This window comes from Clostridium sp. SM-530-WT-3G, from assembly GCF_012843905.1.
Taxonomy (GTDB): domain Bacteria; phylum Bacillota; class Clostridia; order Clostridiales; family Clostridiaceae; genus Clostridium.
On sequence record NZ_JABAGC010000016.1, the window covers coordinates 34165 to 59071 of the forward strand.

Sequence of the window (24907 nt, forward strand, 5' to 3'; positions counted from 1 at the left end):
TATTTTTATTTATGACTAAGAATTATAACGAATTATCTAATGAGGAGAAAAATAAAATAGTTGAATATTATTATAATAATAAAAATGTAAGTATGGATAACATTTCAAAAGAGATTAATATTTCTAGAAGAGCAGTTAGTAGAGTATTGAGGGAGAAAGGTATAAATACTAGATTAAAAAATAGATATTTATTAAATGATAATTATTTCAATGAAATTGATACGGAAGCAAAGGCATATATTTTAGGATTTATTTATGCTGACGGTTTTGTTGGGGATGAAAAGTATAATAATATTGTTATTTCAATAAATGACTACGATATATTACAGTGGATGGCTAAAGAAATAGAGTTTACTGGAACTATACGAAATACTAAAAAGGGTGGATTTGAAAACTCAAAAAGTGGATATTCATTAAATTTTTCATCTAAAATAATGGCTAATAGATTAAGAGAAATAGGGTTATATCCTAATAAATCTCTTACAATCTCAGAGCTACCCAAAATATCAAATGAATTAATGAGACATTTTGTTAGAGGATATTTTGATGGTGATGGAAGTATTTTGTTGTCTCACAATTCTAGTTACTATAGAAATGGCAATATAGTGAAGAAATATATTTATCCAACGTATAATTTTAGTATTTTAGGAACAGAAAATTTTCTGAAATCAATTGCTAAAGAAGCTAATTTTAACTATGCTAAAATAAGAGATACTAAGACGAAAGAAATTAAAAGTTTAAATATATGTGCTAAAAAGGAATTTGATAATATATTTAATTATCTTTATTTAAATTCAACTATAAAATTAGAACGAAAATATAATAAATGGAATGAAATAAGGAGTGCCTTTGCAGAGCAATCTGTAAAGAAAATGAGGTGAATTGCGGGAAATGCCTTAGAGCCTTGAATACTAACTTAACATAGTGATATAGTTAGGGGCTTAGAATAATTAACTAAGGAGAAGTAAAAACGTCAAGGATTGGTTAATCCGCAGCCAAGTGACCTGGAAACAGGTTAAAGGTTCAGAGACTAGATAAAGTAATCTAAGTGAAAAATAGATAATCATATGATGAAATATCCAAGAGTGCCTCATATCCTAATTATTTAGGATAATGATATAGTCCGATCTTTATAGAAATATAAAGTTTAAAGAGTAAATATCTTTAATACAACGTAAATGTCAACAAATCCCATGCGGCTGCATATGCAGTTGTAGGTTATCAAACAGCATATTTAATGAAATACTTCCCAGTAGAAATGATTGCTGCAATGCTGAATTCAATAATGGGAACAACTGAAAAAGTTGCTCATTATATAAATATTGCAGAAGGAATGGGAATACAGGTGCTTCCTCCTGATGTAAATGAAAGTTTTTCAAGGTTTACAGTAAAGGGAGATAAAATAAGATTTGGAATGGCTGCTATTAAGAATGTAGGTGGAAATGTAGTAGATGCCATAGTAAAAGCTAGAGAAAACAAGGGGAAATTTGATTCACTAGTAGATTTTATAAACAAAATGGATCCTTCTGCTATAAATAAGCGTGCAGTTGAATGTTTAATAAAAGCTGGTGCATTAGACAGATTTGATGTTTATAGATCAAAAATGCTTGCAGTACATGAAAAACTTATTGATAATATATCAAGTGATAAAAAGAGAAATATAGATGGACAAATAAGTCTTTTTGGAACTGAAGAGTTAAAGAATCCAGAAGTAAGATATCCAAATATAAATGAATTTGATAAGCGTAATCTATTGTCTATGGAAAAGGAAATGACAGGTCTTTATATTACAGGGCATCCATTAGATGAATATGCAAAGAGCTTAAAGATTCAAACTACAAATGAAATTTCAGATGTGTTGTCTGAACATGAATCATTGGATGAACAAATAGATACTTCTATAGATTCGTATAATAATGCAGAATTATTTAATAAAAATTCAAATAAACTTCAGGATAATGACCGTGTAATATTAGGTGGAATTCTGTCTTCAGTAAATCAGAAAGTTACTAGAAATAATACTATAATGGCATTCTTAACATTAGAAGATTTAAGTGGAACTATTGAAGTAATAGTATTTCCTAAAACTCTTGATAAGGTCAAAGATTTATGTGTTACAGATAGTCTTGTAGTGATTAAAGGAAGAGTAAGTATTAAGGAAGATGAAGCACCTAAGCTTATATGTGAAACTATAGAGCCTTTAGAAAAAATAGATAATTCTAAAGTATACTTGAGAGCTGAAAATGAAATTGAGGCAAAAGAGTTAAATAGGCAGCTTAAACTACTTATAATAGATGAATATAAAGGCGATACGCCTATATATTTATGTGCAGTTAAAGAAAGACAAAAGTTTAGAGTACCGAGAGATAGATGGGTATCTCTTAATAGTGATGTTGTAAATGTACTAAAAGAAAAATTTGGAGAAGACAGTGTAAAAGTGTCGAAAGAATAAAAATGTAGGAATTTAATTCCTACATTTTTTTGCAAATAAACAAAAATATTAAAAAACTAGGACTATAAAAGTTTGAGTGTTTTATATAAAAATATGTTCTATTGGTTATAATAAAATAGTACCATAAGTAAGCTTAATAATAATTAAATAGTATATTACATTAAATACATTTGAATACCCTATTTAAAGAAAGAATATAGCACATAATAAATATTTAGAAAATTATGAGATTTTATTTTGGAATTATATTAAAAGTTGTTCAAATAACATTGATAATTAACGGATTTTTATGTACAATAATTCTTGATTAATAAATTATGGTTATATTATGTACACAAGGGATTATTTTTGTCCCTCACCGGTATTTAAGGAGGAATATATTATGAAGAAAATAGCTGTATTAACAAGTGGTGGAGACGCACCAGGAATGAATGCTGCAATTAGAGCTGTTGTAAGAACTGCACTAAGTAAAGGCATTGAAGTAATGGGCGTACAAAGAGGATATAGCGGACTTATTAATGGGGAATTATTCAGCATGGATAGAACTTCAGTATCTGATATAATCCAAAGAGGTGGAACAATTTTAAGAACTGCTAGATGTCCAGAGTTCAAAAATGAAGAGGTAAGAAAAAAAGCTGCTAAAATATTACAAGCTTATGGAGTAGAAGCATTAGTAGTTATTGGTGGTGATGGATCATTTACTGGAGCAAAATTATTATCAAAACTTGGAATAAAGACAATAGGTCTTCCAGGAACAATTGACAATGATTTAGCTTACACCGATTTCACTTTAGGTTTCGATACAGCATTAAATACTATTGTTGATGCGATTAACAAGATAAGAGATACTTCAACATCTCATGAAAGAGTTTCAATAGTTGAAGTTATGGGAAGAAATTGTGGAGATTTAGCTTTATATGCAGGTATTGCAGGAGGAGCTGAATCTGTAATACTACCTGAACTTGATTTTGATAAGGACGAACTTTGCAGAACTATTATGGAAGGTAAAAATAATGGTAAAATGCATAATTTAATTATCCTTGCAGAAGGAGTTGGAGGAGCATTTGAACTTGCAAAAGAAGTTGAAGAAGTTACTGGCATTGAAACAAGAGCAACAGTATTAGGACATATACAAAGAGGAGGAAGTCCAACTGCAACAGATAGAGTTTTAGCTTCAAGAATGGGAGCAAGAGCAATCGAAGTACTATTAGAAGGAAAGACTTCAAGAGTAATTGGTATAAGAGATAATAAGATTATAGATCAAGATATTGATGAAGCTTTAGATATGGAAAGAAAATTTGATGAAGATCTATATAAAGTAGCTCAAACTCTAGCATAATAATTAATTAGCTTATAGTTTATTTATATAAATTTTATAATAATACAAAAAAGAGGAGTGTTAGTTTAAATGAGAAAGACTAAAATGATTTGTACTATTGGCCCAGCTAGTGAAGATTTAGAAACACTAAGAAAAGTAATATTAGCAGGAATGAATGCTTCAAGACATAACTTTTCACATGGTGATCATGAAGAACATAAAGGAAGAATGTTAAAAGTAAGACAATTAGCAAAAGAACTTAACAGAGAAGTTGCTATAATACTTGATACAAAAGGACCAGAAATCAGAACTGGTAAATTCGATCCTAAGAAAATTGAATTACAAAAAGGTTCAGAATTCACAGTATATGCTGGAGATATGGACTTAGTTGGAGATGCAACTAAATGTGGAGTTACATATGCTGGATTAGCTAATGATGTTAAACCAGGTAACACAATCTTAATAGATGATGGTTTAGTAGGATTAACTGTTAAATCTGTTGAAGGAAACGCTATTAAATGTGAAGTTCAAAATACAGGTTTCGTTGGAACTTACAAAGGTGTTAACGTACCAGGAGTTTCAATTAAATTACCAGCATTAACTCCAAAAGACGAAGCTGATTTAATATTCGGATGCGAAATGGAAGTTAACATGATTGCTGCTTCATTCATCAGAAAAGCTGATGACGTTAGAGCTATCAGAAAATTATTAAATGAAAACGGCGGAGAAAGAATATTAATCTGCTCTAAGATCGAAAACCAAGAAGGTGTTGATAACATCGACGAAATCTTAGCAGAATCAGATGCAATCATGGTTGCTAGAGGAGACCTTGGTGTTGAAATCCCAGTTCAAAACGTACCAGCAGTACAAAAAATGATCATCAAGAAGTGTAATGAAGCAGGTAAACCAGTTGTAACTGCAACTCAAATGTTAGACTCAATGATCAGAAACCCAAGACCAACAAGAGCAGAAGTTTCAGACGTAGCTAACGCTATCTTAGATGGAACTGACTGTATCATGTTATCAGGTGAAAGTGCTAACGGAGACTACCCAGTAGAAGCAGTAAGCACAATGGCTAAAATTGCTGAAGAAACTGAAAAGACATTAGAATACAAAGTAGCAGTATCTAAAGCTAAATCACATATACCAGCTATCTCAGGAGTTATCTCAAGAGCAGCAGCTAATGCAGCTAATGAATTAAAAGCATCAGCTGTTATAACTTCAACTCAAACAGGAGCTACTGCTAAGAGAATTTCTCAATGCAGACCAGAATGCCCAATCGTAGCTGTTACTCCAGACGTAGTAGTTGCTAGACAATTAGCATTCTCATGGGGTGTATATCCAATAGTTGCTGATAAGATGGCTTCAACTGATGAAATGTTAGAAAAATCAGTAGAAATCGCTAAAGCTAACGAATTCGTTAAAGATGGAGATACAGTTGTATTAGCAGCTGGAGTACCAGTAAACGAAGTTGGAGCTACAAACTTATTAAAAGTTAGCGTTGTAAAATAGTTTTTACAAACTTATAAAAATATAATAAGCGTTTAATGTATATTACTATTAAAGCTTAATTTATAGTTATGGACACTTTAAGATATTTAGGTATCTCGAAGTGTCCATTTTTATAATTAATATATAATTATATTTTTGCGAAAAAACACGTATTTTAATGGAATATTATTAGCAAAATAAAATGTTAACAAAAAATTAACATTTACTTATGCTATATTTAATATATAATGTATATTATAGCATTAAAAGCGGGATACTTATTTTATATGGAATTAAATGGCAACTGATTCTGTATTAGCACCTTAGGGTGCTTTTTTTATAGCTATTTTTATAGTTTTAATAAAATGTGTTGTAGGCTATAATAATTATTAGATTATCATAATACAAAGGACGTGTGGCATTAATGCTAGAAAAGGATAAAGAATATATAGTTAACATAGAATCATTAGGGTATGAGGGTGAAGGTGTTGCAAGAATAGATGGTATTCCAGTATTTATACCAGGTGCCCTTATAAATGAGCAAGTTAAGATAAAGATAGATAAAGTAAAAAAGAATTTTGCATTTGGTAAATTAATTGAGGTGTTGCAGGAAAGTGAAGAGAGAAGAAAGTCTGAATGTAACAATTTTAAAAAATGTGGAGGATGTACACTTCAACATTTAACTTATAATGGACAGTTAGACTTTAAGTATAATAGAGTAAAGGATTGTATAAGAAAAATTGCTGGATTAGATGAGAACATAGTTAAATATCCTATTGGAATGAATAATGAGTTCAGATATAGAAATAAGGTACAGTTTCCAGTTGGACTTGTTAATGGAAAGGTAGCAATAGGATTTTTTAGCGAAAAAACTCATGAAATAATAGATATGGATACATGTATACTCCAAGATGAGGAATCAGAAAAGGTTGTAAGATATATTAGAAGTTGGATTAATACATATAACATAATACCTGCAAGAAAAGATGGAAAGTTTTATAGTAAAGGACTACTAAGACATATTGTAATAAGAAAATCATTCAAAACAAATGATATTATGGTAGTATTAGTAACAACAGATAAGGATATACCACATAAAGAGGAATTAATAAATATACTTACTCAAGAGATTCCAAGTGTAAAAAGTATAATTCAAAACATAAATAATAAAGATATAAAGTGGGTAATGGGAGAAAAATGTATAACTTTATATGGAAAAGATTATATTTCAGATTATATAGGTGAATACAAATTTAATATATCAGCATTATCGTTTTTCCAAGTAAATCCTGTTCAGACAGAAGTATTATACAATAAGGCATTAGAATATGCTAATTTAAGTGGTAATGAAGTTGTATTTGATGCTTATTGTGGCACAGGGACAATAACACTATTTTTATCTCAAAAGGCTAAGAAGGTCTATGGTGTTGAAATAATTGAACAGGCAATAGAAAATGCAAAAATAAATGCTAATGAAAATAATATTTCCAATGCAGAATTCTTTGTAGGAAAATCAGAAATTATTATTCCTCAGCTTATAAAAGATGGAGTAAGACCTGATGTTATAGTCGTAGATCCACCTCGTAAGGGTTGTGATGTAAAATTATTAAATGCAATAGGAGAAGCTTCTCCTGAAAAAGTAGTATATGTATCATGTGATCCTAGTACATTAGCTAGAGATTTGAAGATTTTAGAGGGCAAAGGATATAAGACTGTAGAAGTTCAGCCTGTAGACATGTTTCCAATGACTAAACATGTGGAGTGTGTTGTCTTGATGTCAAGGGTTGAGAAATAAAGTCTATTCAAAGTACTGATAAATAAAGGATTTCCGAGGTTGGAAGATTTTCTGTCTGATGTCTGGCAGTGCCTTTCAATCTTGAAAATCCTTGTTTTTGTTTATTGAGGAAACAGGTCGACTGTAATAAAGTGCGTGGGGTTGAGTTGACAGATTAGATAACTTCATAGGGTTGTGGAGAGAAAATGACCGCCGCACCCAAAACTGGCAAATCCAATTAAACAGGGCTCAGGCTGAACTAAATCTTATGGAGCGTGAACTTGAACAGTCCACAATTGAAGCGGATAATCTCGGTGAAGAGTTAGAGGATTCAGGTAAAAGTGCAGAGGATGCTGGTGGCAGATTTGAAAAGCTTGGCGGTGTACTAAAGGGAATTGGTGTGGCGATGGGGGCGGTTGCTGTTGCAGCCGGAGCCGCTGCTATTAAGTTAGGTAAAGAAGTAGTCACTCAATTTGGAGAGCTGGAACAAAACCTAGGCGGATCGGAGGCGGTTTTTGGAGCATATGCTGCATCGATTCAGAAAACTGGTGAGGAAGCCTATAAAAATCTTGGTGTTTCCCAAAGTGAGTATCTTGCAACCGCCAACAAAATGGGTGCATTGTTACAAGGTTCTGGTATACAGCAACAGAGGAGTCTTGAGCTAACTGAAAAGGCCATGCAACGTGCGGCAGATATGGCATCTGTTATGGGTATAGATATGTCTTCTGCTATGGAGGCAGTCACTGGGGCGGCAAAGGGTAACTTTGATATGATGGATAACTTAGGTGTTGCGATGAACGCTACAAACATCGAAGCCTACGCTCTTGCAAAGGGCCTGGATTTTACTTGGAATACTGCAACACAAGCGGAAAAGGCTGAAGTAGCAATGCAGATGTTCTTTGAGAACACGGAGCAGTATGCTGGAAATTTTGCGAGAGAGTCAACTCAAACAATTTCTGGCTCTATTGGATTATTACAGGCTGCACTTGGTTCTTTTACAGCCGGACTTGGTAATGCCAATGCGGATATGACAAATCTGACTGAGAATCTTGTGGAGGCTTTTGAGGCAGTTGTTACTAATATCGTACCGGTCTTGGAAAATATCGTAGCCGCATTACCAACAGCAACGGGCGCAATATTAGCAGCGGTAGCAGACTTGCTTCCAATGCTTCTTGAATTAGTTACAAATATATTCACGCAGGTACTGGAAACAATTTTGAGCCTTTTACCCGAACTTATTCCAGCTACGGTAAGTGCTCTAATGACGATTGTCGGTGCATTAATAGATAACCTTCCATTGCTGATAAATGCAGCAATCGAATTAGTAACAGCGCTTGTGGAGGGTATCGGCATAGCTTTACCACAGCTCATCCCTGCGGCTGTTTCTGCTGTTACGCAGATTGTCAAAGGATTGATGGATAACCTACCACTTATTTTAGATGCCGCTTTGCAGTTGATTATAGGGTTGGCAAAGGGATTGGTCGATGCAATACCCCAGCTTACTTCAGCCTTGCCTGTCATTATCAAAGCAATAGTGGATTTTATCATTGAATCCATTCCACAGATTATTGAAGCAGGTATTCAATTATTGACCTCACTGGTCACAGCTTTGCCTACTATAATTACAGCAGTTGTGGAAGCAATCCCGCAAATTATCGACAGTATCATCGGTGCTGTTATTGGGTCGATTCCTTTAATAATTGATGCAGGTATCCTGCTTTTAGTAGCGCTCATTCAAGCCTTGCCGCAGATTATTACTACTGTTGTAGGTGCCATTCCCAAGATTGTAGCTTCGTTGGTAAATGCCATTATTGGTAACATCGATAAGATCATTTTAGCGGGTGTTCAACTGTTCGTGGCACTGATTGCAAATCTACCAAGGATAATCGTGGAGATCGTTAAAGCAGTACCACAGATTATATCTGGACTGGTCAAAGCCTTTACGGGTTATATCGGTCAAATGTCTCAGGTGGGTGGCAATCTGATTAAAGGGTTGTGGAAGGGGATTTCAGACGCTGGGGCATGGTTATGGAGTAAAATTTCTGGATTTTTTGGAAATGTTGTATCAAGGATTAAAGACTTCTTCGGTATTCGCTCCCCATCAACTCTATTTGCTGGAATTGGCCACAACATGGGTGAAGGTATCGGTGTAGGTTTTGAGGATGCAATGACAGCAGTTTCAAGGGATATGCAAAATGCAGTACCAACCAGCTTTGATTTTAATTACAGAGGTGTATCTGGGCAAGGGAATGCTACAGGTGCAAGTATTACTCAAAATATTTCAGTTGTGACACCTAAGCCTCTATCAGAAAAAGAACTAGCACGGGAGTTTAAGAACCTATCCCGTAAACTGGCACTGGAATTGTAAGGGAGGTACGGCAATGGAACTAACATATACAAATAGAGATGGAGAGAGCATTACGCTTAAGCAAAGCCGACCGTACTTTCTTACGAAGGTAGACGGCACTGGCAATATGCGTCAAACCGTCAACACTTTCAAGGCGCCAGATCAGGATGGCGCTTTTTATATTTCCTCCACGTTAGATATGCGAAACATAACAATTGAAGGTACGGTTGTTGCTGATACCCCCGATGAGGCCTATAAAAGGAGACAGCGCTTCCTTCAAATATTCAGTCCAAAGTTATTAGGGACGCTTCAATACCGTGAGCGACAGATATCCTGTGTGGTGGAGGAGGCAGGTTTTAGTGTTTCTAATCGGCAACGAATACCAAACTTCTTTGTCAGTCTACTCTGCCCGTCCCCTTTCTTCGAAACATTAAACGAGGTGCGAGAGGAACTGGCATCATGGATACCGCTATTTGAGTTTGAATTAGAAATCCCAATGAGCGGGATGGAGTTTGGAATGCGTCAGCCTAGCCAGATCATTACGGTAGAAAATATCGGGGATGTATCTTGCGGATGTGAGATTGTGTTCCGAGCTTTAGGTACTGTGTCGAACCCTGAACTTTTAAATATAGACACAGGAGAATATATCCGGCTTCTCACTACAATGAACGCTGGGGATGAACTTCGTGTATATACCCATTTCGCTGGTAAGCGTGTAGTCCAGATTGATGGGTCAACGATTACAAATGCATTTTCACTGTTAGATACGAATTCGGTGTTCTTTCAACTAGCGGCAGGTCTAAATACACTGCGTTACGATGCTTCTGTCAATATGGAATTGTTAGAGGTTAGTATTTACTTTCGTCCGCAGTTTCTGGGGGTGTAAAAATGGAACTGTATATCTACAACTCAAACCGAGAGCTTGCGGGCATTGTGGAATCCTTCGAGTACTTGCGCTGGACGAGGCGCTATTCCCAGTGTGGCTCATTTGAATTAAAAGCGATTGCAACTCCGGAGGATACAGAACTCTTAAAGGAAGGGAATATCATCTGGAAAAATGATGATGAGGAAGCGGGGATCATCGAGCATCTGGAACTTTCTCAAACTGAGCATGAAATTATTACTGCAAGTGGTCGCTTTGCAACTTCCTTCCTTTCCCGCCGCATTGTATGGCAAACGGAGAAACTCTCTGGTGACATTTCTGTATGTGTAGAGCAGCTGATAAATAATAATCTTATCAATCCTTCTGATGTAGCAAGGAAGATTTCGAACATAACCTTTTCTGCTCCAAACTTAAATGTTCCCATTAGCACACAGGTATCGTACCGAAATTTGATGGATGCTGTGACGGAACTATGTGTTGCATCGGATGTTGGCATTAAGACTGTGTTCACTCCTGCTACAGGGGTTTTTACCGTAGCGTTATATATGGGAACGGAATCACAAGCTGTATTTTCTAAGGAATATGAAAACCTTACAGAACAGATTTATACAATAAGTGCTGGAGATTATGCGAACACTGCCCTTGTTGGTGGTGAAGGAGAAGGTCCAGACAGAACTTTTGTTGCAATTACAAGTGGCTCTGGTGAGACAAGGCACGAAATTTTTGTGGATGCTAAGGACTTACGGGCAGAAGACTTTGGTTTAGATTACATTGATACACTAATCTTTCGAGGTCAAAGTAAGCTGAGTGAGCAGGCAATACGCTATTCATTTGATACATCAGTCAATCCACACGGTAATTTGAAATATAAGATAGACTTCGATCTTGGGCAGACCGTCAAAGTCATTTCCAAAGCATGGGGTGTATCCATGACGACACGCATCACCGAAGTCGAAGAAACCTATGACGCAGATGGCCAGAGTATCAGTGTAGTATTCGGAAAAGCTGAATTGACAATAGCGCAAAAATTACACTCCGACTTGAGCGAGGTGAAAACAGCAATATCGGCTCCAACTGGCATATCTGAAATTGCACAGGCTTTAGGAGCAGTGGAGGATACGCTAGTAACAGTTGAGGAAACCTTAGGCGACTTGACGGAGGTAGATTCAAAGATTCAAGGAGACAACGTAGCATCTACTATCAACAATCTGTATGGAAAACTACCTGCGCTCGAAATCAATGTTGGCGGAGGAACTATATCGATTGGACAATATGCGTTGTATTATATGAAACCTGGAGATGCCTTTTATTTCACATCATGGAGTGGCAATAAGTTTAGTGACCAGCCAAGTGACGACGGTCATGTCTTTTTGATAAAACATAGTGGGGACAATACGGGAAATGGATATCAGCGAGCAATGGGTTTCTTTATTTCTCGCAATACGCTGACATTCTATGTGATTTCTGTTTTCGTATTTAATAACCCTTCTGGACAAGCAAACTGGCTTAATATCAATAATGAACCTGTAACTACTGCAAGAATTGCCAATGGAGCAGTTACAGGTTTAAAAATTGCAGACCGTACAATTACAGCTACTAAAATGGTTTCTTCTTTTAGCGACTATTCAACTACAGAACAAAACACTGGGCGACTATGGATAGATGGTAAGACGATTTATCGCAAGCAAGTGAATCTTGGGTCACTTACAAATACGACACCGAAAAGCGTAGCTCACGGCATATCAAACCTCAGCACTATTGTCAGTTTAACAGGCTTTGCGACAAATGGGACCGTATTCTTGCCACTGCCCCTTGCCCGGTACAACAACTTCGCATCGCAAATCGGACTCTTCGCAAATAAGACCGACATTGTAGTCGAACCAGGCAATGATAGAACTGCGTATACAGGCTATGTAGTAATAGAGTATACAAAAACGGAATAGAAGGAGGAGTGATTGATGGAAAAAAGCGGATTTTTCAATTCATCCGATGGTGATAGAGTCTATGATGCAACGGACTTCGCTGCATATTTTGGAAGCCTTGTCTCGAATGGTGTATTTTATGTGACACCAACAAACTTACTGGTATCTCCTGGGATTGGATTAGCAGTAACCATAGCACCGGGCAGTGCATGGATTAATGGTTATAGATATGAAAATACGGATGTTTTAAATAAACCCCTTGCTACAGCAGATGGGAGCAATCCTCGCATAGACAGGGTTGTGGTTCGTTTAAGTCAAATTACGAGAAGCATTCAGCTCGCCATTGTTACTGGTACTCCAACGGCATCGCCCATAGCTCCGGAGTTGACAAGAACAAGCGATGTCTATGAACTTGGTATTGCTGATGTTCTAGTACCTTCAGCTGCTACATCGATTTCAGCAAATAACATTATTGATACTCGGTTGAATACTAGTCTTTGCGGGTTGGTAAACTCGCTAGTTTCTGCGGTTTATGAATAGGAGGTGAATATAAGTGGCGGATATTAACGGCATCACCCTGCAGGCGGGTTCCAGCCCGACCGTTTATTACACGATTACTTATACTAAAAGCCGACCTAATAATAGCCAAATGACATACAATTTTACCATATCCGCTGCATTGGGTTCATCAGGTTCCTTCATCCATAATGGTTATGCATTGCTTTGTACAATGACTGTAAATGGATCTTCTTCGCAGGTGAGAATCAAAGCGGCGGACGGGGATAACTGGGATGGAACTACACCAAGACTCAGGTATGTTTCGGTGACCTGTGCTTCTAATACAGGTAATGCAACCCAGCCAGTCACATTCAAAGTGGTATCTGATGGACGATTGCCATTATCCTCTGGTGTAATTACCAATTCGAGTTATACGGTATTAAGCTCTCCTTTGCTTACTACAGCGTGTGGAGCACCGACATCTTGTACGGTTTCCCCAACACTTGCGGAAGGGAATGTGACTCTTTCTTGGAGTGGGGCTTCTGGGGGCATCAATAATACGATTTCCAGTTATGAGATTCAATATAGTGATTCTGCCGATAACATCACATGGGGAGCATGGACTGCTCTGACAACGGTGAACACCACAGCATCAAGTGGCAGTGTATCAGTAGCACCGCCCTTAACGCGAGGTAATTATCGAAGATTTCAGGTAAGGACGCGTGGTACAGCAGGTGCTAGTTATTACTCTATCTGGAAAGTATCCACAAACAGCGTCCGCAGAAATACTGTGCCAAAGCCAGCAACGACTGCTGTTGCTTCCCCAGCAGCATATAGTGATGAGATTATCACGCTTACTTGGAGTGGAGCGTCAAGTGGTACTAGTCCAATTAAGGGATATCAAATTGCCAGCCGCACATCCACAGATAACAGCACATGGAGTGCATGGAATGTGTTAACCATATTGACATTGGCGGCAAGCGGTGGTAGTTATAACCCAACTGTATCGAGGGCTCCAGGAACATACACACAATTTGGTATTTGGACAATCGACACATTGGATGTTTACTCAATAGAGACAATTAGCAATAGTATCTATTGTAATGTAACAGCTTGTGCAGCACCGACCGTTTGTACGGTAAGCGCAACATTATCTGAAGGAAATGTTACCCTCTCTTGGAGCGGAGCGTTAGGTGGTGCGGGAAATCCTATCACTTCCTACGAAATACAGTACAGTGATTCGCCTGATAACAGTAATTGGGGTGCCTGGATGGCATATGCTATAGTCAATACATCTGCAACAAGCAGTATTTTAAATGCCAGTCCACCTGCTACACGGGGCCATTATCGTCGTTTCCGAATAAGAACCCGTGGTACGGCTGGAGAGGATTTTTACTCAGACTGGACTATATCCAGCAATACTGTACGCAAAAATATACTACCCATACCGCCGACTACTTTTGCCGCAAACCCTCCTATATATGAAGCTAACACAATAAATCTTTCATGGAGTGGAACAGTACCTGGGACCAGTGCCATTAAGCAATATGTCATACAACAGGCTACATCGACAGATAGTGTGAATTGGTCGGCATACGAAGCACTGACAACTATTGTTTCAAACAATTCTTCAGGTAACCTTCAGGTAAATGCGTCACAGATAGCCGGTAGGTATACCCGTTATCGAATAAGCGTTACGGATGCACTTGATGCAGTTTCTGCTTTTGTAGTTAGCAACACGGTAAAGAAAAACAGCCCACCTGCAGCACCGGTAGTTGACTGTCCAATGTCTGGTAATTTTACTTATAACACCATACCACGTTTTATGATCACAACAGGTATTGAACCAGATGGACAACCACAAATAGTGGAGGTAAGGATTGATTCTGGTCCATGGCAAAACAGCGTAGACAATCCTGAGAGGTTTTCCATAAGCGGCTACCTTGGTAACGGGGTCAGGACCGTTTACCAGGCTGAGCCGCTGTCTGTAGGAAGCCATACAGTTACTTTCCGTTGTCTTGACAGTGATATCGAATCAGCAAGCACAGAAGTTGTTCGTACCTTCACGATTTTAGCATTACCTTTTGAAATCATCACTGCTAATGTAACACACGTAAAGGCAGCGCATATTCAGACGCTTCGAACTGCTATAAACAGGGTGCGTAGCTATTACAACCTATCCCCTATGACTTGGAAAGAGGAGATTGTCGTAGGAAAGACCACTGTTAAGAATTGGCCATTTCATATCGTTGAAATGCGCAAAGCAATTGATGCGATTATTATGATGATTAATAGTTTTGATTTTTCCCAGACATTCGATATACCACCTGTCACATGGTTGCCTATCGGTACAGGACGACCCAAGGCAGATGTAATGCAACAAATTCATGACCTAATAAAAATAATGTAAAGGTAACATTCAGCGCTCTTGTAATTTGCAGGGGCGCTTTTCTATATGGAAATACACGAATGGAGGTGTCTTTAATGAAAGAGATTTGGAATTGGATACAACTGGCTATTGCCACAGTCGGTGGATTTCTTGGGTGGTTTCTCGGCGGTTATGATGGATTTCTTTATGCATTGGTAGCCTTTATTGTCATCGATTATGTGACGGGAGTGCTCTGTGCCATTATAGATAAAAAGTTGTGTAGTGAAATAGGTGCCAAGGGAATTTTCAAAAAGGTACTCATCTTTGCAATGGTAGGTATCGCTCATATTATTGATACACAAATTTTAGGTAGCATTGGAGATAATAGTGGAGCCTTACGCACAGCAGTAATCTTTTTCTATCTAAGTAATGAAGGAATATCCATTTTAGAGAATGCTGGTCATATTGGGCTGCCTATCCCAGAAAAACTAAAATCGGTTCTTCAGCAATTACATGGACGTGATGAAGAACCTCGTAAGCCGGGTGATGGAATATGATTGACTTAACGAAAGCGGTAACGGTGTTCATAGGTCGCCGAGGTGAACATCACTATCGAAATATTGAATTTGATGTATCTAGCTTATTGGAAGAAAAATACCCCAGTGCCTCTTTGAATGCAATTTTCAAAAGACCCGATGGTATTGCCTATCCAGTGGTCACAAATTACGCTGACGGGGTTCTTGCCTGGTCGCCTAGTGCAACGGATACATCTATTGTCGGTGTTGGACGTCTTGAAATAAGGGTTACTTATGGAGAGGTGGTCGGAAAAAGCATTCAGATACTAACCATTGTAGAAGATGCCCTTGTTGATGGGATTGTCGAGCCGCCCGAACCTCCTGCTCAAGAATGGCTTAATCAGGTTCTTTCTACATTAGCTGGACTAGATATTAATGAAATAAATAATCTACTAAATCTCATCTACAGCCTGTTAAATAATAACTATGATTTGCTGAATACCACACACGGCCTAGTCGAGGATATGCGAGACACACTATACACTCGGACTGGAATTATCCTTAACCATTTACACCCGATAGAAACTGCTACTGCACCGGACATGGTAAGCCGGAGAGCATCCATCACATTTACGAGCATAAATAGCGGCAACAACGTAGTACTTGGCACGGTAACCTATACATTTGTTACATCTTTGGGCAGTCCCACAGCAAACAATGTGCAGGTGCTAATTCAAGGCACTCTCCGCAATACTGTAAAGAAACTTGCCGAAGCCATAAGGGGAATTCAAGATGTAGCGAACATAGCCTATGGCATAGGGACAGCCCCGAACCCAACTTGTATGGCTTATTGGACGAGTCGAGTTTTCTCCATTGGTGATGTTACTGTTCCTTCCGGTGAGAGTCTATTCTTATTGGAAAGAGCTGAAAATGCTACGACACCATTGACCCTAACCTCTACCGCAACAGCTACTATCAACGCATTTACCAGAGCAAGCTATTTGAGATATGTCTTAAGCGGTAATGCTACAGGTGGGAGCGGTATTAACAGTGTTCGAGGCCCTTTGCACACATTATTGCCCATTGGTAGCGTGGTTATAGGCGGGCAGGGTGGATTGCTTTATCCAACAGCTTATGATTGTCATTTAGTTACGCTTTGCCGCCAATCGGATACAAGTGAAAAGGAACTAGACCTATATATTTCAAATGATGAAGTGAACTTTACCAGAATCTCACGTAGCACACCTATAGGTGCTGATAGTTCAAACGCTGGGATGCATATTCATATTCAAATGCGTCAAAGCCGGGTGCCTTCTGGTTATGGACTGTATATCAGCATGGGAAGTGATGGTACATCGGCGAGTGCTTTTTGTGATTTGAAGTTTACCTATCATCTCTACCCTGTGGCTCTTGCATCTGACACAAACTCTTGATTAGTGGGGTGATTTTAATGAAGTTACGCAAGCTAATACTTACGAACAATGCCTGCTTCAAAGCGGGTAAAACCATAATACCAAAGGGCATTATGGTGCATTCAACAGGGGCGAATAATCCAAACCTAAAACGCTACGTTGGCCCAGACGATGGCTTGTTAGGAAAGAACGAGTATAACAACCATTGGAATCAAGACAAACCTGGAGGCCGCCAAGTATGTGTTCATGCCTTTATTGGTAAATTAGCAGATGGCTCCATTGCCACCTATCAAACATTGCCTTGGAATCACAGAGGTTGGCATGCTGGAGGAGATGCAAATAATACTCATATTGGATTTGAAATCTGCGAGGATGGTTTGACCGATTCCTCGTATTTTAATGCAGTTTATAAGGAAGCTGTGGAGCTTTGTGTATATCTTTGTAAACTCTATGGGTTTAGTGAGAAAGATATCATCTGTCACAGTGAAGGGTATAAACTGGGCATTGCAAGTAATCATGCGGATGTGATGCACTGGTTTCCTAAGCATGGTAAGAGTATGAATACCTTTCGAACAGATGTGAAGAAGTTACTAAACACAGAAAATAAACCACCAGAGCCAGTGAAAAAGAAATATTATCGTGTACAGATTGGTGCATATTTGGACAAAGCAAATGCTGAGGCACAGCTTGCCAAAGCTAAAAAGGCAGGCTTTACGGATGCATTTATTAAGTATGATTAATCAATTGGCAAGCTAAATAGCGGCATTCCTTGAATTTCATCGGGTTTCCCAAGCAAAATATTAAACTATTAGATTTATGCAGCCTGTGGGGGTTCTTCCCTTGCAGGCTCTTTTTTTATGCTCTGATTCACATTAAATTTTACAAATCCTCAACTTCGACCTGTTCCCACGGCTATTAGGTAGGAGGTGATTCCTAGTGAATCAGCACGAGGATAAAAAAGTTACAAAGATTTCAGACGAGATTATAGACAAAAGTATTGAATTAAAGAGGGTATCACAGGAACAGCTACAGCGTGAGTTTGATTATATCCAGGCAGAAAAAATGCTTAGAAAGATGCTCGGAAAAGGCTTAATAACTGAGGTGGAATTCAACAAGATAGACGCACTAAATCGCCAAAATTTCTCCCCCTTTTTAGCGGAGATAATGCCCTGAAATCGTTGATATATAAGGGTTTCAGAGGTAATATGTGACCTACCAAGAAGGAGGTGAGAGGATGAAAAAGATAACGAAAATAGAAGGAAATACGGCCAATTCTTTTAAGCCAAAAGATCGAGTAGTTGCCTACTGCCGAGTTTCTACAGGTAGTGATGAACAGCTTGTCAGCTTGCAAGCACAAAAGGCCCATTATGAGAGCTATATAAAGGCGAATCCAGAATGGGAATACGCAGGCTTATATTATGACGAGGGTATCAGCGGCACGAAAAAGGAAAACCGCTCTGACCTACTTAGAATGTTATCAGACTGTGAAACTGGAAGAATTGACTTAATCATTACAAAGTCAATTAGCCGATTTGCGAGAAATACTACAGATTGCTTGGAGATGGTTCGAAAACTGATCGCCCTTGGGATTCATATCTATTTTGAGAAGGAAAACATCAATGCGGGTTCAATGGAAAGTGAATTGATGCTCTCCATTTTAAGTGGACTTGCTGAAAGTGAGTCAATTTCAATTTCTGAAAATACGAAATGGGCAATTCAAAGACGATTCCAAAACGGAACCTTTAAAATTTCCTACCCACCATATGGCTATCAAAACATTGACGGTCAGATGATAGTAAACCCCAAGCAAGCTGAAATTGTGAAGTATATTTTTGCAGAGGTATTATCGGGCAAAGGCACACAGAAGGTTGCTAATGATCTTAATCAAAAGGGTGTCCCTTCAAAAAGAGGAGGTCGTTGGACGGCTACTACTATTCGAGGGATTCTAACCAATGAAAAATATACTGGCGATGTTATTTTGCAAAAGACGTATACTGACAGTCATTTTAACAGGCACACCAATTATGGTGAGAAAAATATGTATCTAGTAGAAAATCACCATGAGGCCATTATCAGTCATGAAGATTTTGAAGCTGTAGATGCCATTCTCAATCAGAGAGCAAAGGAAAAAGGCATCGAAAAGCGCAACAGTAAATATCTAAACCGATATTCTTTCTCCGGCAAAATTATCTGCTCGGAATGTGGCAGTACCTTTAAAAGACGGATTCATTCATCCGGTCCAAGAAAATACATTGCTTGGTTCTGTAGTAAGCATATAAGCAATATAACGGAATGTTCTATGCAGTTCATTCGAGATGAAGATATAAAGACTGCATTTGTTACGATGATGAATAAACTCATATTTGGTCAGAAGTTCATACTAAGACCACTTTTGCAGGGGTTACGTAACCAGAACAATGCAGCGAGTTTTCGTAGAATTGAAGAGTTGGAAACTAAAATCGAAAGCAACATGGAGCAGAGCCAGGTACTGACAGGTTTAATGGCCAAAGGGTATCTGGAACCTGCCCTGTTTAATAAAGAAAAGAATGCACTGGAGGCAGAAAGAGACAGGCTTCTTGCCGAAAAGGATCAACTTACTCGTTCCGTCAATGGCGATTTTGCAAAAGTAGATGAAGTTGACCGTCTGCTTAAGTTTGCCACTAAGTCCAAAATGCTCACAGCTTATGAGGATGAGTTCTTTGAAGATTACGTAGAGAGGATTATTGTCTTTTCACGGGAGGAAGTAGGTTTTGAATTAAAATGTGGAATCACATTGAAGGAAAGGTTGATGAATTAGATGGGTCACACACCCTATGGATATAGAATTGAAGATGGAAAAGCTGTTGTGGATGAAAAGACTTCTGAGCAGGTAAAAGAATTATTTTCCGGATACTTGGCAGGCCTTTCTTTGAAGGAAGCTGCTAAAAAGGCTGGGATAGATTGTTATCATGCCACAGCAGGTAAGATGTTACAGAACAAGCACTACCTTGGCGATGAATTTTACCCACCCATTATTGATGAGGAGACCTTTGAAAAAGCCAGGGTGGAAAAACGAAAAAGAGCAGAAAAGCTTGGAAGGATATGGGAACCTAAAGATGTGCCGGAAACGACTTATCCTGTAAAGTTCAAAGCAAAACCTCTGGTGCAAAAATATGAAGATCCATACAAGCAGGCCGAATATGCCTACAGTTTGATAGAAAGTGAGGTGTAACAAGTGGCAGTGAGTAGGAATGTCACAGTGATTCCGGCAATTAAACGTGTCGGAAGCAATAAGAGCAGTGAAAGAAAACCCAAAATACGAGTGGCTGCTTACTGTCGTGTTTCAACGGATAGTGAAGAGCAGGCTTCAAGTTATGAAATTCAGATTGAACATTATACAAATTATATTAAGAAGAACAAGGAATGGGAATTGGCAGGTATTTTTGCGGATGACGGTATCACAGGCACAAATACCAAGAAGCGTGAAGAGTTCAACCGCATGATTGAAGAGTGCATGGCAGGAAATATTGACATGATCATCACAAAATCCATCAGCCGATTTGCCAGAAACACGTTGGACTGCCTAAAATACATCCGTCAGTTAAAGGATAAAAACATCGCTGTTTTCTTCGAGAAAGAGAATATCAATACCATGGATTCCAAGGGTGAAGTCCTACTAACCATTATGGCTTCACTTGCCCAACAGGAAAGCCAATCCTTAAGCCAGAACGTTAAGCTAGGCATTCAGTATCGATATCAACAAGGTGAGGTTCAGGTCAACCACAAGCGTTTCCTTGGATACACCAAGGACGAAAACAAGCAACTGGTGATTGACCCAGTGGGTGCTGAGGTTGTAAAACGGATTTACAGAGAGTACCTAGAGGGAGCCAGCCTTTTACAGATAGCAAGAGGACTGGAAGCTGACGGTATTCTTACAGCGGCAGGCAAAGCCAAATGGAGACCAGAAACACTGAAAAAGATATTGCAGAATGAAAAGTACATCGGTGATGCCCTTCTACAAAAGACTTATACGGTTGATTTCCTTTCTAAAAAGCGGGTCAAGAATAACGGCATCGTTCCCCAGTATTATGTAGAAAACAGCCATGAGCCGATTATTCCAAGGGAGCTTTCTATGCAAGTTCAAGAAGAGATGGTTCGGAGATCCAACCTGCGTGGTGGGAAGGGCGGTAAAAAGCGAGTCTATAGCAGCAAGTATGCTTTATCGAGTATTGTGTACTGCGATCATTGCGGCGATATTTACCGACGGGTACATTGGAATAACCGAGGTTACAAGTCTATTGTTTGGAGATGCGTCAGCCGATTGGAGGAAAAAGGGTCTGAATGCACGGCCCCTACCATAAACGAGGAAACATTGCAGACAGCAGTGGTCAAGGCCATTAACGAACTTTTGGCTAACAAAGAACCATTCCTCTCAACCTTGCAGAAAAACATAGCTACTGTGTTTAATGAAGAAAATGATAATGCCACCAATGATATTGATAGCAAATTGGAAGAATTACAGCAACAGCTTCTTATACAAGCAAAGTCCAAGAATGACTATGAAGATGTGGCTGATGAAATTTACCGCCTTCGAGAATTAAAGCAAAATGCACTAGTTGAAAATGCAGAGCGAGAAGGAAAAAGGCAACGAATAGCTGAAATAACTGATTTCTTGAATGAACAATCCTACGAGTTGGAGGAATATAATGAGCAGTTAGTAAGGCGTCTCATTGAAAAGGTTACGATATATGAAGATAAGCTCACCGTTGAATTCAAATCAGGAATCGAAATTGATATAGAAATATAACCTTTGTGTTAAAACAAAACTAAATTTACTTGATTTTTATATCCCTCCATGCTAACATAAAAACAAATGAATATTTTGTTTTTATGTTTTTATATGGAGGTACATTATGTTATGGCTAAATTTACAGAGTTAGAAAAAGAAAAAATTCGAAAGGAATTGCTTAAAGTTTCCTATCGTTTTTTTTATAGATAAAGGTTTTAAAAGTACATCTCTTGAGGATATTACTTCATCAGTCGGCATTGCAAAGAGTTCTTTTTATATATTTTTCGAATCAAAAGAAATGCTATATATGGAATTGTTAGCGCATGAGGGAGAACAAATTGAAAAGCAGGTTTGGCCAAAAGTTTTGGCTGCTAATGATATACGTTCAGCTATAAAGATATATTTAAATGAGATGGCTTTAGAACTAGAAACAAAGATTTTAACTCAAAGACTGGTTTACGACATTGAGGAGTATAAACTTGTTTCAAGAAAACTAAATCCAGAGTATGTTGGTTCGGAGCATCTAAGAAGTATTGTTCCTCTTATGGAGTTTATAAAGTCGCGTCAAAACTCTAAGGAGGTTATCGATGAAGACCCAGGCGTTATAGCTGGAGTTTTAAGATCGGCATTACTAATAGGCTCTCAAAAAGGAGATTTGCAGCAATATAATTATGAAAAAATTAGAGAGTTATTATTCGAGGCGGTTACTAATCAAATTACTCGACCTTAATGGGGTATAGGTAATGATAATTTCAGATGAAAGTAAGAAAGTGGTGATATTTATGACGGAAAAAATAATTCACTTTAATAATGTTCATATCTGTACTGAGAGCTTTGGAGATATTAATAATCCAACAATCTTGTTAATTATGGGAGCTACTGCATCAATGATCTATTGGGAAGAAGACTTTTGTAAGAGATTAAGCAATAAAGGGTTTCATGTTATACGTTATGACAATAGAGATACAGGTAAATCAATTACTTACGCATATGGTCATCCAGAGTATACTTTTGAGGATTTGGCTGATGATGCAATTGAGGTACTAGATGCCTATAAGGTTGATAAGGCTCACATAGTTGGTATGTCTATGGGTGGAATTATTACGCAGATAATAGCTCTTAAACACCCAGACAGAGTTCTAACCATTTCATTAATTATGACATCAAATTTTGATTCTAATCTTCCTAAAAAGGATAGTAAAGTAACAGAAGCCTTAGGTGAGCTTAAAATTAAAAATTGGCAAGACAAAGATGAAGTGATAGAATGCTTTATTAAAAAAAGTAAAGTTCTTGTCGGGTCTAAAAATATATTTGATGAAGAGAAAATAAGAAGGCTGAATGAAGAGGAATTTAATAGAGCTAGTAATTTGCAGAGTATAGATAATCATGGATTTATTAGAGGTTGGGGTTTGTATTTATCTAGAACCAGCGAAATTAATGTTCCTACACTTGTAATTCACGGAACAGAAGACCCTATTATACCCTATGAGCATGGAGTTTATCTTTCTGAAGTTATACCAAATGCTGTATTGGTTACCTTAGAGGGTGCTGGGCATGAGCTTCACTATAATGATTGGGATAAGATTATTAATGCAATATCAAAGCGTGTATCGAGTTTTATAACTGAAATTTGAAAAAAGTTTTTAGATAGGAGTGATTTTAATGAGTAAAGATATGAAACAAATTAAGGAAATAACTAAAAAACATAATATTATTCTAAAGGAAGAAACAATGCAGTTTAATGAATCCGGGCTTGATTTTCAAGTTGTATTTGCACAAGATGAAAGTGGAATTGACTGGGTTCTAAGGTTGCCGAGGCGGGAAGATGTTATGCCTAGAACAAAGGTAGAAAAACAAGCATTAGATTTGGTTAATCAGTATGCGAAATCTTTTCAGGCACCAAATTGGATTATTTATACGGATGAGCTAATCGCTTACAAGAAGTTATCTGGTGTGCCAGCAGGAACTATAGACCATAATATAGGAAATTATGTTTGGGAAATAGATATTAACAATATTCCAGAATCATTCCACAAGTCTCTTGGTAGAGTGTTAGCAGAGCTTCATAGCATACCTAGTGATAAGGCTACAGAGCTTGGACTAGTAGTGCAAACCCCAGAAGAGGTAAGAATATCAATGAAGCAGCGTATGGATGATGTAAAAGCAAAGTTTGGTGTTGGTGAGAACCTATGGAACAGATGGCAGGCATGGATTAATGATGATGAAGTGTGGCCAATGAAAACTGGATTGATTCATGGAGATATTCATGCTGGCCATACTATGATTGATAAAGATGCTAATGTAATTGGATTAATCGACTGGACCGAAGCAAAGGTTACGGATATATCAAATGACTTTGTTTTTCATTATAAGGCTTTTGGAGAAGAGGGGCTAGAAGCTCTGATTTTTGCTTATAAAGAAGCTGGTGGATATTACTGGCCTAAGATGAAAGAGCATATTATTGAATTAGTTGCTGCATACCCAGTTTCAATTGCTGAGTTTGCAATTGTATCTGGTGTTGAAGACTATGCTCAGATGGCGAAGGAAGCGTTGGAAGTATAAGAGTCATTAGTGATGTAATGTAGTTATCGATATGTTCCCGTCTACCGATAGCCCCAAAAACGCAGTGGATATGTTTCCGAGAACGGGCATACTCAAATGACATTTATTCTGTCCTCTCGAGCCATGTGGAGACGGTCGTCTTGATGTCAAAAGTGAACCCAGGCAAATAGAATAAACGTTGATTTCAAAGGGTTTATTCAGGTGCTATCGTTAAACGGTAGATAAAACCTGCAATAAGCCTTTTGTTTTTAGCGAAAATCTGCTGCGTGGAAACTGGTCCACTGGCTAAGGTCGACACGACACTGGTCTTATGTCAATATATTGGACACAAAAAGTCAAACTTTTTTATGATACACCTCTAGCTAATAATTCACATTGATCTGGTGTCATGTAATTAATAGAAGAGTGTATCCTTTTTCTGTTATACCATCCCTCAATATATTTAAATATAGCTATATTAGCTTCTTCGAAGGTACGGTATGTGTTTCTATAGATTTCTTCTTTTTTTATTGAAGAATGGAAAGATTCTATGCATGCATTGTCATATGGACAACCCTTTTTACTAAATGATTGTATAATACCGAGTTTTCCACATAG

20 protein-coding genes and 1 pseudogene are annotated in these 24907 nt (G+C 37.9%); 20 read left to right on the forward strand and 1 reads right to left on the reverse strand.

The features are described from left to right. Positions 1-11: 11 nt before the first annotated feature. The 20 genes and pseudogenes from HF850_RS07860 (at position 12) to HF850_RS07955 (ending at position 24310) form a co-directional block, all read left to right on the forward strand. Positions 12-881 (forward strand): hypothetical protein, encoded by an 870-nt coding sequence (locus HF850_RS07860; protein ID WP_169104918.1) that lies wholly within the window; start codon positions 12-14, stop codon positions 879-881. A 302-nt stretch (positions 882-1183) separates the two neighbouring features. Continuing rightward, positions 1184-2452 (forward strand): annotated as a pseudogene (locus tag HF850_RS07865) (OB-fold nucleic acid binding domain-containing protein); the annotation flags it as partial. A gap of 382 nt (positions 2453-2834) precedes the next feature. Next, positions 2835-3791 carry a 6-phosphofructokinase gene (gene pfkA, locus HF850_RS07870; protein WP_169104920.1) on the forward strand — a complete coding sequence of 319 codons (957 nt, stop codon included), beginning with the start codon at positions 2835-2837 and terminating at the stop codon, positions 3789-3791. Between the two features lie 69 nt (positions 3792-3860). Further along, the gene (gene pyk / locus HF850_RS07875) at positions 3861-5282 is read left to right on the forward strand and encodes a pyruvate kinase (RefSeq protein WP_169104921.1); all 1422 of its coding nucleotides are present in this window, start codon (positions 3861-3863) and stop codon (positions 5280-5282) included. 403 nt (positions 5283-5685) lie between these two features. Beyond that, positions 5686-7056, forward strand: coding sequence for a 23S rRNA (uracil(1939)-C(5))-methyltransferase RlmD (rlmD, locus tag HF850_RS07880; protein ID WP_169104922.1), 1371 nt, complete (start codon positions 5686-5688; stop codon positions 7054-7056). 172 nt (positions 7057-7228) lie between these two features. Then, positions 7229-9403: a phage tail protein gene (locus HF850_RS07885; RefSeq protein ID WP_243159439.1), complete on the forward strand. Its 2175-nt coding sequence runs from the start codon at positions 7229-7231 to the stop codon at positions 9401-9403. Between the two features lie 13 nt (positions 9404-9416). Further along, complete coding sequence (locus HF850_RS07890) at positions 9417-10268, forward strand: phage tail family protein (RefSeq protein WP_061129996.1); 852 nt, start codon at positions 9417-9419, stop codon at positions 10266-10268. 2 nt (positions 10269-10270) lie between these two features. Next, positions 10271-12208 carry a siphovirus ReqiPepy6 Gp37-like family protein gene (locus HF850_RS07895; protein WP_061129997.1) on the forward strand — a complete coding sequence of 646 codons (1938 nt, stop codon included), beginning with the start codon at positions 10271-10273 and terminating at the stop codon, positions 12206-12208. Between the two features lie 15 nt (positions 12209-12223). Beyond that, positions 12224-12727 carry a hypothetical protein gene (locus HF850_RS07900; RefSeq protein ID WP_061129998.1) on the forward strand — a complete coding sequence of 168 codons (504 nt, stop codon included), beginning with the start codon at positions 12224-12226 and terminating at the stop codon, positions 12725-12727. Positions 12728-12740: 13 nt separating this feature from the next. Further along, on the forward strand, positions 12741-15095 hold the full coding sequence (locus HF850_RS07905; RefSeq protein ID WP_061129999.1) for a hypothetical protein: 2355 nt from the start codon (positions 12741-12743) through the stop codon (positions 15093-15095). 74 nt (positions 15096-15169) lie between these two features. Then, the gene (locus HF850_RS07910) at positions 15170-15610 is read left to right on the forward strand and encodes a phage holin family protein (RefSeq protein WP_061130000.1); all 441 of its coding nucleotides are present in this window, start codon (positions 15170-15172) and stop codon (positions 15608-15610) included. Continuing rightward, complete coding sequence (locus HF850_RS07915; protein ID WP_061130001.1) at positions 15607-17001, forward strand: hypothetical protein; 1395 nt, start codon at positions 15607-15609, stop codon at positions 16999-17001. The genes HF850_RS07910 and HF850_RS07915 overlap by 4 nt, the downstream gene beginning before the upstream one ends. Positions 17002-17018: 17 nt before the next feature. After that, the gene (locus HF850_RS07920) at positions 17019-17720 is read left to right on the forward strand and encodes an N-acetylmuramoyl-L-alanine amidase (protein WP_061130002.1); all 702 of its coding nucleotides are present in this window, start codon (positions 17019-17021) and stop codon (positions 17718-17720) included. A 229-nt stretch (positions 17721-17949) separates the two neighbouring features. Then, positions 17950-18153 carry an SHOCT domain-containing protein gene (locus HF850_RS07925; RefSeq protein ID WP_061130008.1) on the forward strand — a complete coding sequence of 68 codons (204 nt, stop codon included), beginning with the start codon at positions 17950-17952 and terminating at the stop codon, positions 18151-18153. A 61-nt stretch (positions 18154-18214) separates the two neighbouring features. Next, positions 18215-19777 carry a recombinase family protein gene (locus tag HF850_RS07930; RefSeq protein ID WP_169104923.1) on the forward strand — a complete coding sequence of 521 codons (1563 nt, stop codon included), beginning with the start codon at positions 18215-18217 and terminating at the stop codon, positions 19775-19777. Beyond that, positions 19778-20191 carry a recombinase family protein gene (locus HF850_RS07935; protein ID WP_061130004.1) on the forward strand — a complete coding sequence of 138 codons (414 nt, stop codon included), beginning with the start codon at positions 19778-19780 and terminating at the stop codon, positions 20189-20191. Positions 20192-20194: 3 nt separating this feature from the next. Next, entirely contained in the window at positions 20195-21766 is a 1572-nt protein-coding gene (locus HF850_RS07940; RefSeq protein ID WP_061130005.1) for a recombinase family protein, read from the forward strand. A 289-nt stretch (positions 21767-22055) separates the two neighbouring features. Further along, on the forward strand, positions 22056-22478 hold the full coding sequence (locus HF850_RS07945) for a hypothetical protein (RefSeq protein ID WP_229059762.1): 423 nt from the start codon (positions 22056-22058) through the stop codon (positions 22476-22478). A gap of 13 nt (positions 22479-22491) precedes the next feature. Further along, positions 22492-23382: an alpha/beta hydrolase gene (locus tag HF850_RS07950; RefSeq protein ID WP_211101838.1), complete on the forward strand. Its 891-nt coding sequence runs from the start codon at positions 22492-22494 to the stop codon at positions 23380-23382. Between the two features lie 28 nt (positions 23383-23410). Continuing rightward, entirely contained in the window at positions 23411-24310 is a 900-nt protein-coding gene (locus HF850_RS07955; RefSeq protein WP_044037638.1) for an Mph(B) family macrolide 2'-phosphotransferase, read from the forward strand. Positions 24311-24655: 345 nt separating this feature from the next. Here the strand turns inward: HF850_RS07955 and HF850_RS07960 are convergent. Then, on the reverse strand, positions 24656-24907 hold a 252-nt coding region (locus tag HF850_RS07960; RefSeq protein ID WP_169104924.1), incomplete at its 5' end, for an integrase core domain-containing protein.

Coding starts and splice junctions, on each gene's coding strand:
- HF850_RS07860 (WP_169104918.1), top strand. CDS start 12: ATGACTAAGAATTATAACGAATTATCTAATGAGGAGAAAAATAAAATA.
- HF850_RS07950 (WP_211101838.1), top strand. CDS start 22,492: ATGATAATTTCAGATGAAAGTAAGAAAGTGGTGATATTTATGACGGAA.
- HF850_RS07910 (WP_061130000.1), top strand. CDS start 15,170: ATGAAAGAGATTTGGAATTGGATACAACTGGCTATTGCCACAGTCGGT.
- HF850_RS07935 (WP_061130004.1), top strand. CDS start 19,778: ATGGGTCACACACCCTATGGATATAGAATTGAAGATGGAAAAGCTGTT.
- HF850_RS07900 (WP_061129998.1), top strand. CDS start 12,224: ATGGAAAAAAGCGGATTTTTCAATTCATCCGATGGTGATAGAGTCTAT.
- HF850_RS07915 (WP_061130001.1), top strand. CDS start 15,607: ATGATTGACTTAACGAAAGCGGTAACGGTGTTCATAGGTCGCCGAGGT.
- HF850_RS07890 (WP_061129996.1), top strand. CDS start 9,417: ATGGAACTAACATATACAAATAGAGATGGAGAGAGCATTACGCTTAAG.
- HF850_RS07930 (WP_169104923.1), top strand. CDS start 18,215: ATGAAAAAGATAACGAAAATAGAAGGAAATACGGCCAATTCTTTTAAG.
- pfkA (WP_169104920.1), top strand. CDS start 2,835: ATGAAGAAAATAGCTGTATTAACAAGTGGTGGAGACGCACCAGGAATG.
- HF850_RS07920 (WP_061130002.1), top strand. CDS start 17,019: ATGAAGTTACGCAAGCTAATACTTACGAACAATGCCTGCTTCAAAGCG.
- HF850_RS07945 (WP_229059762.1), top strand. CDS start 22,056: ATGGAATTGTTAGCGCATGAGGGAGAACAAATTGAAAAGCAGGTTTGG.
- pyk (WP_169104921.1), top strand. CDS start 3,861: ATGAGAAAGACTAAAATGATTTGTACTATTGGCCCAGCTAGTGAAGAT.
- rlmD (WP_169104922.1), top strand. CDS start 5,686: ATGCTAGAAAAGGATAAAGAATATATAGTTAACATAGAATCATTAGGG.
- HF850_RS07895 (WP_061129997.1), top strand. CDS start 10,271: ATGGAACTGTATATCTACAACTCAAACCGAGAGCTTGCGGGCATTGTG.
- HF850_RS07955 (WP_044037638.1), top strand. CDS start 23,411: ATGAGTAAAGATATGAAACAAATTAAGGAAATAACTAAAAAACATAAT.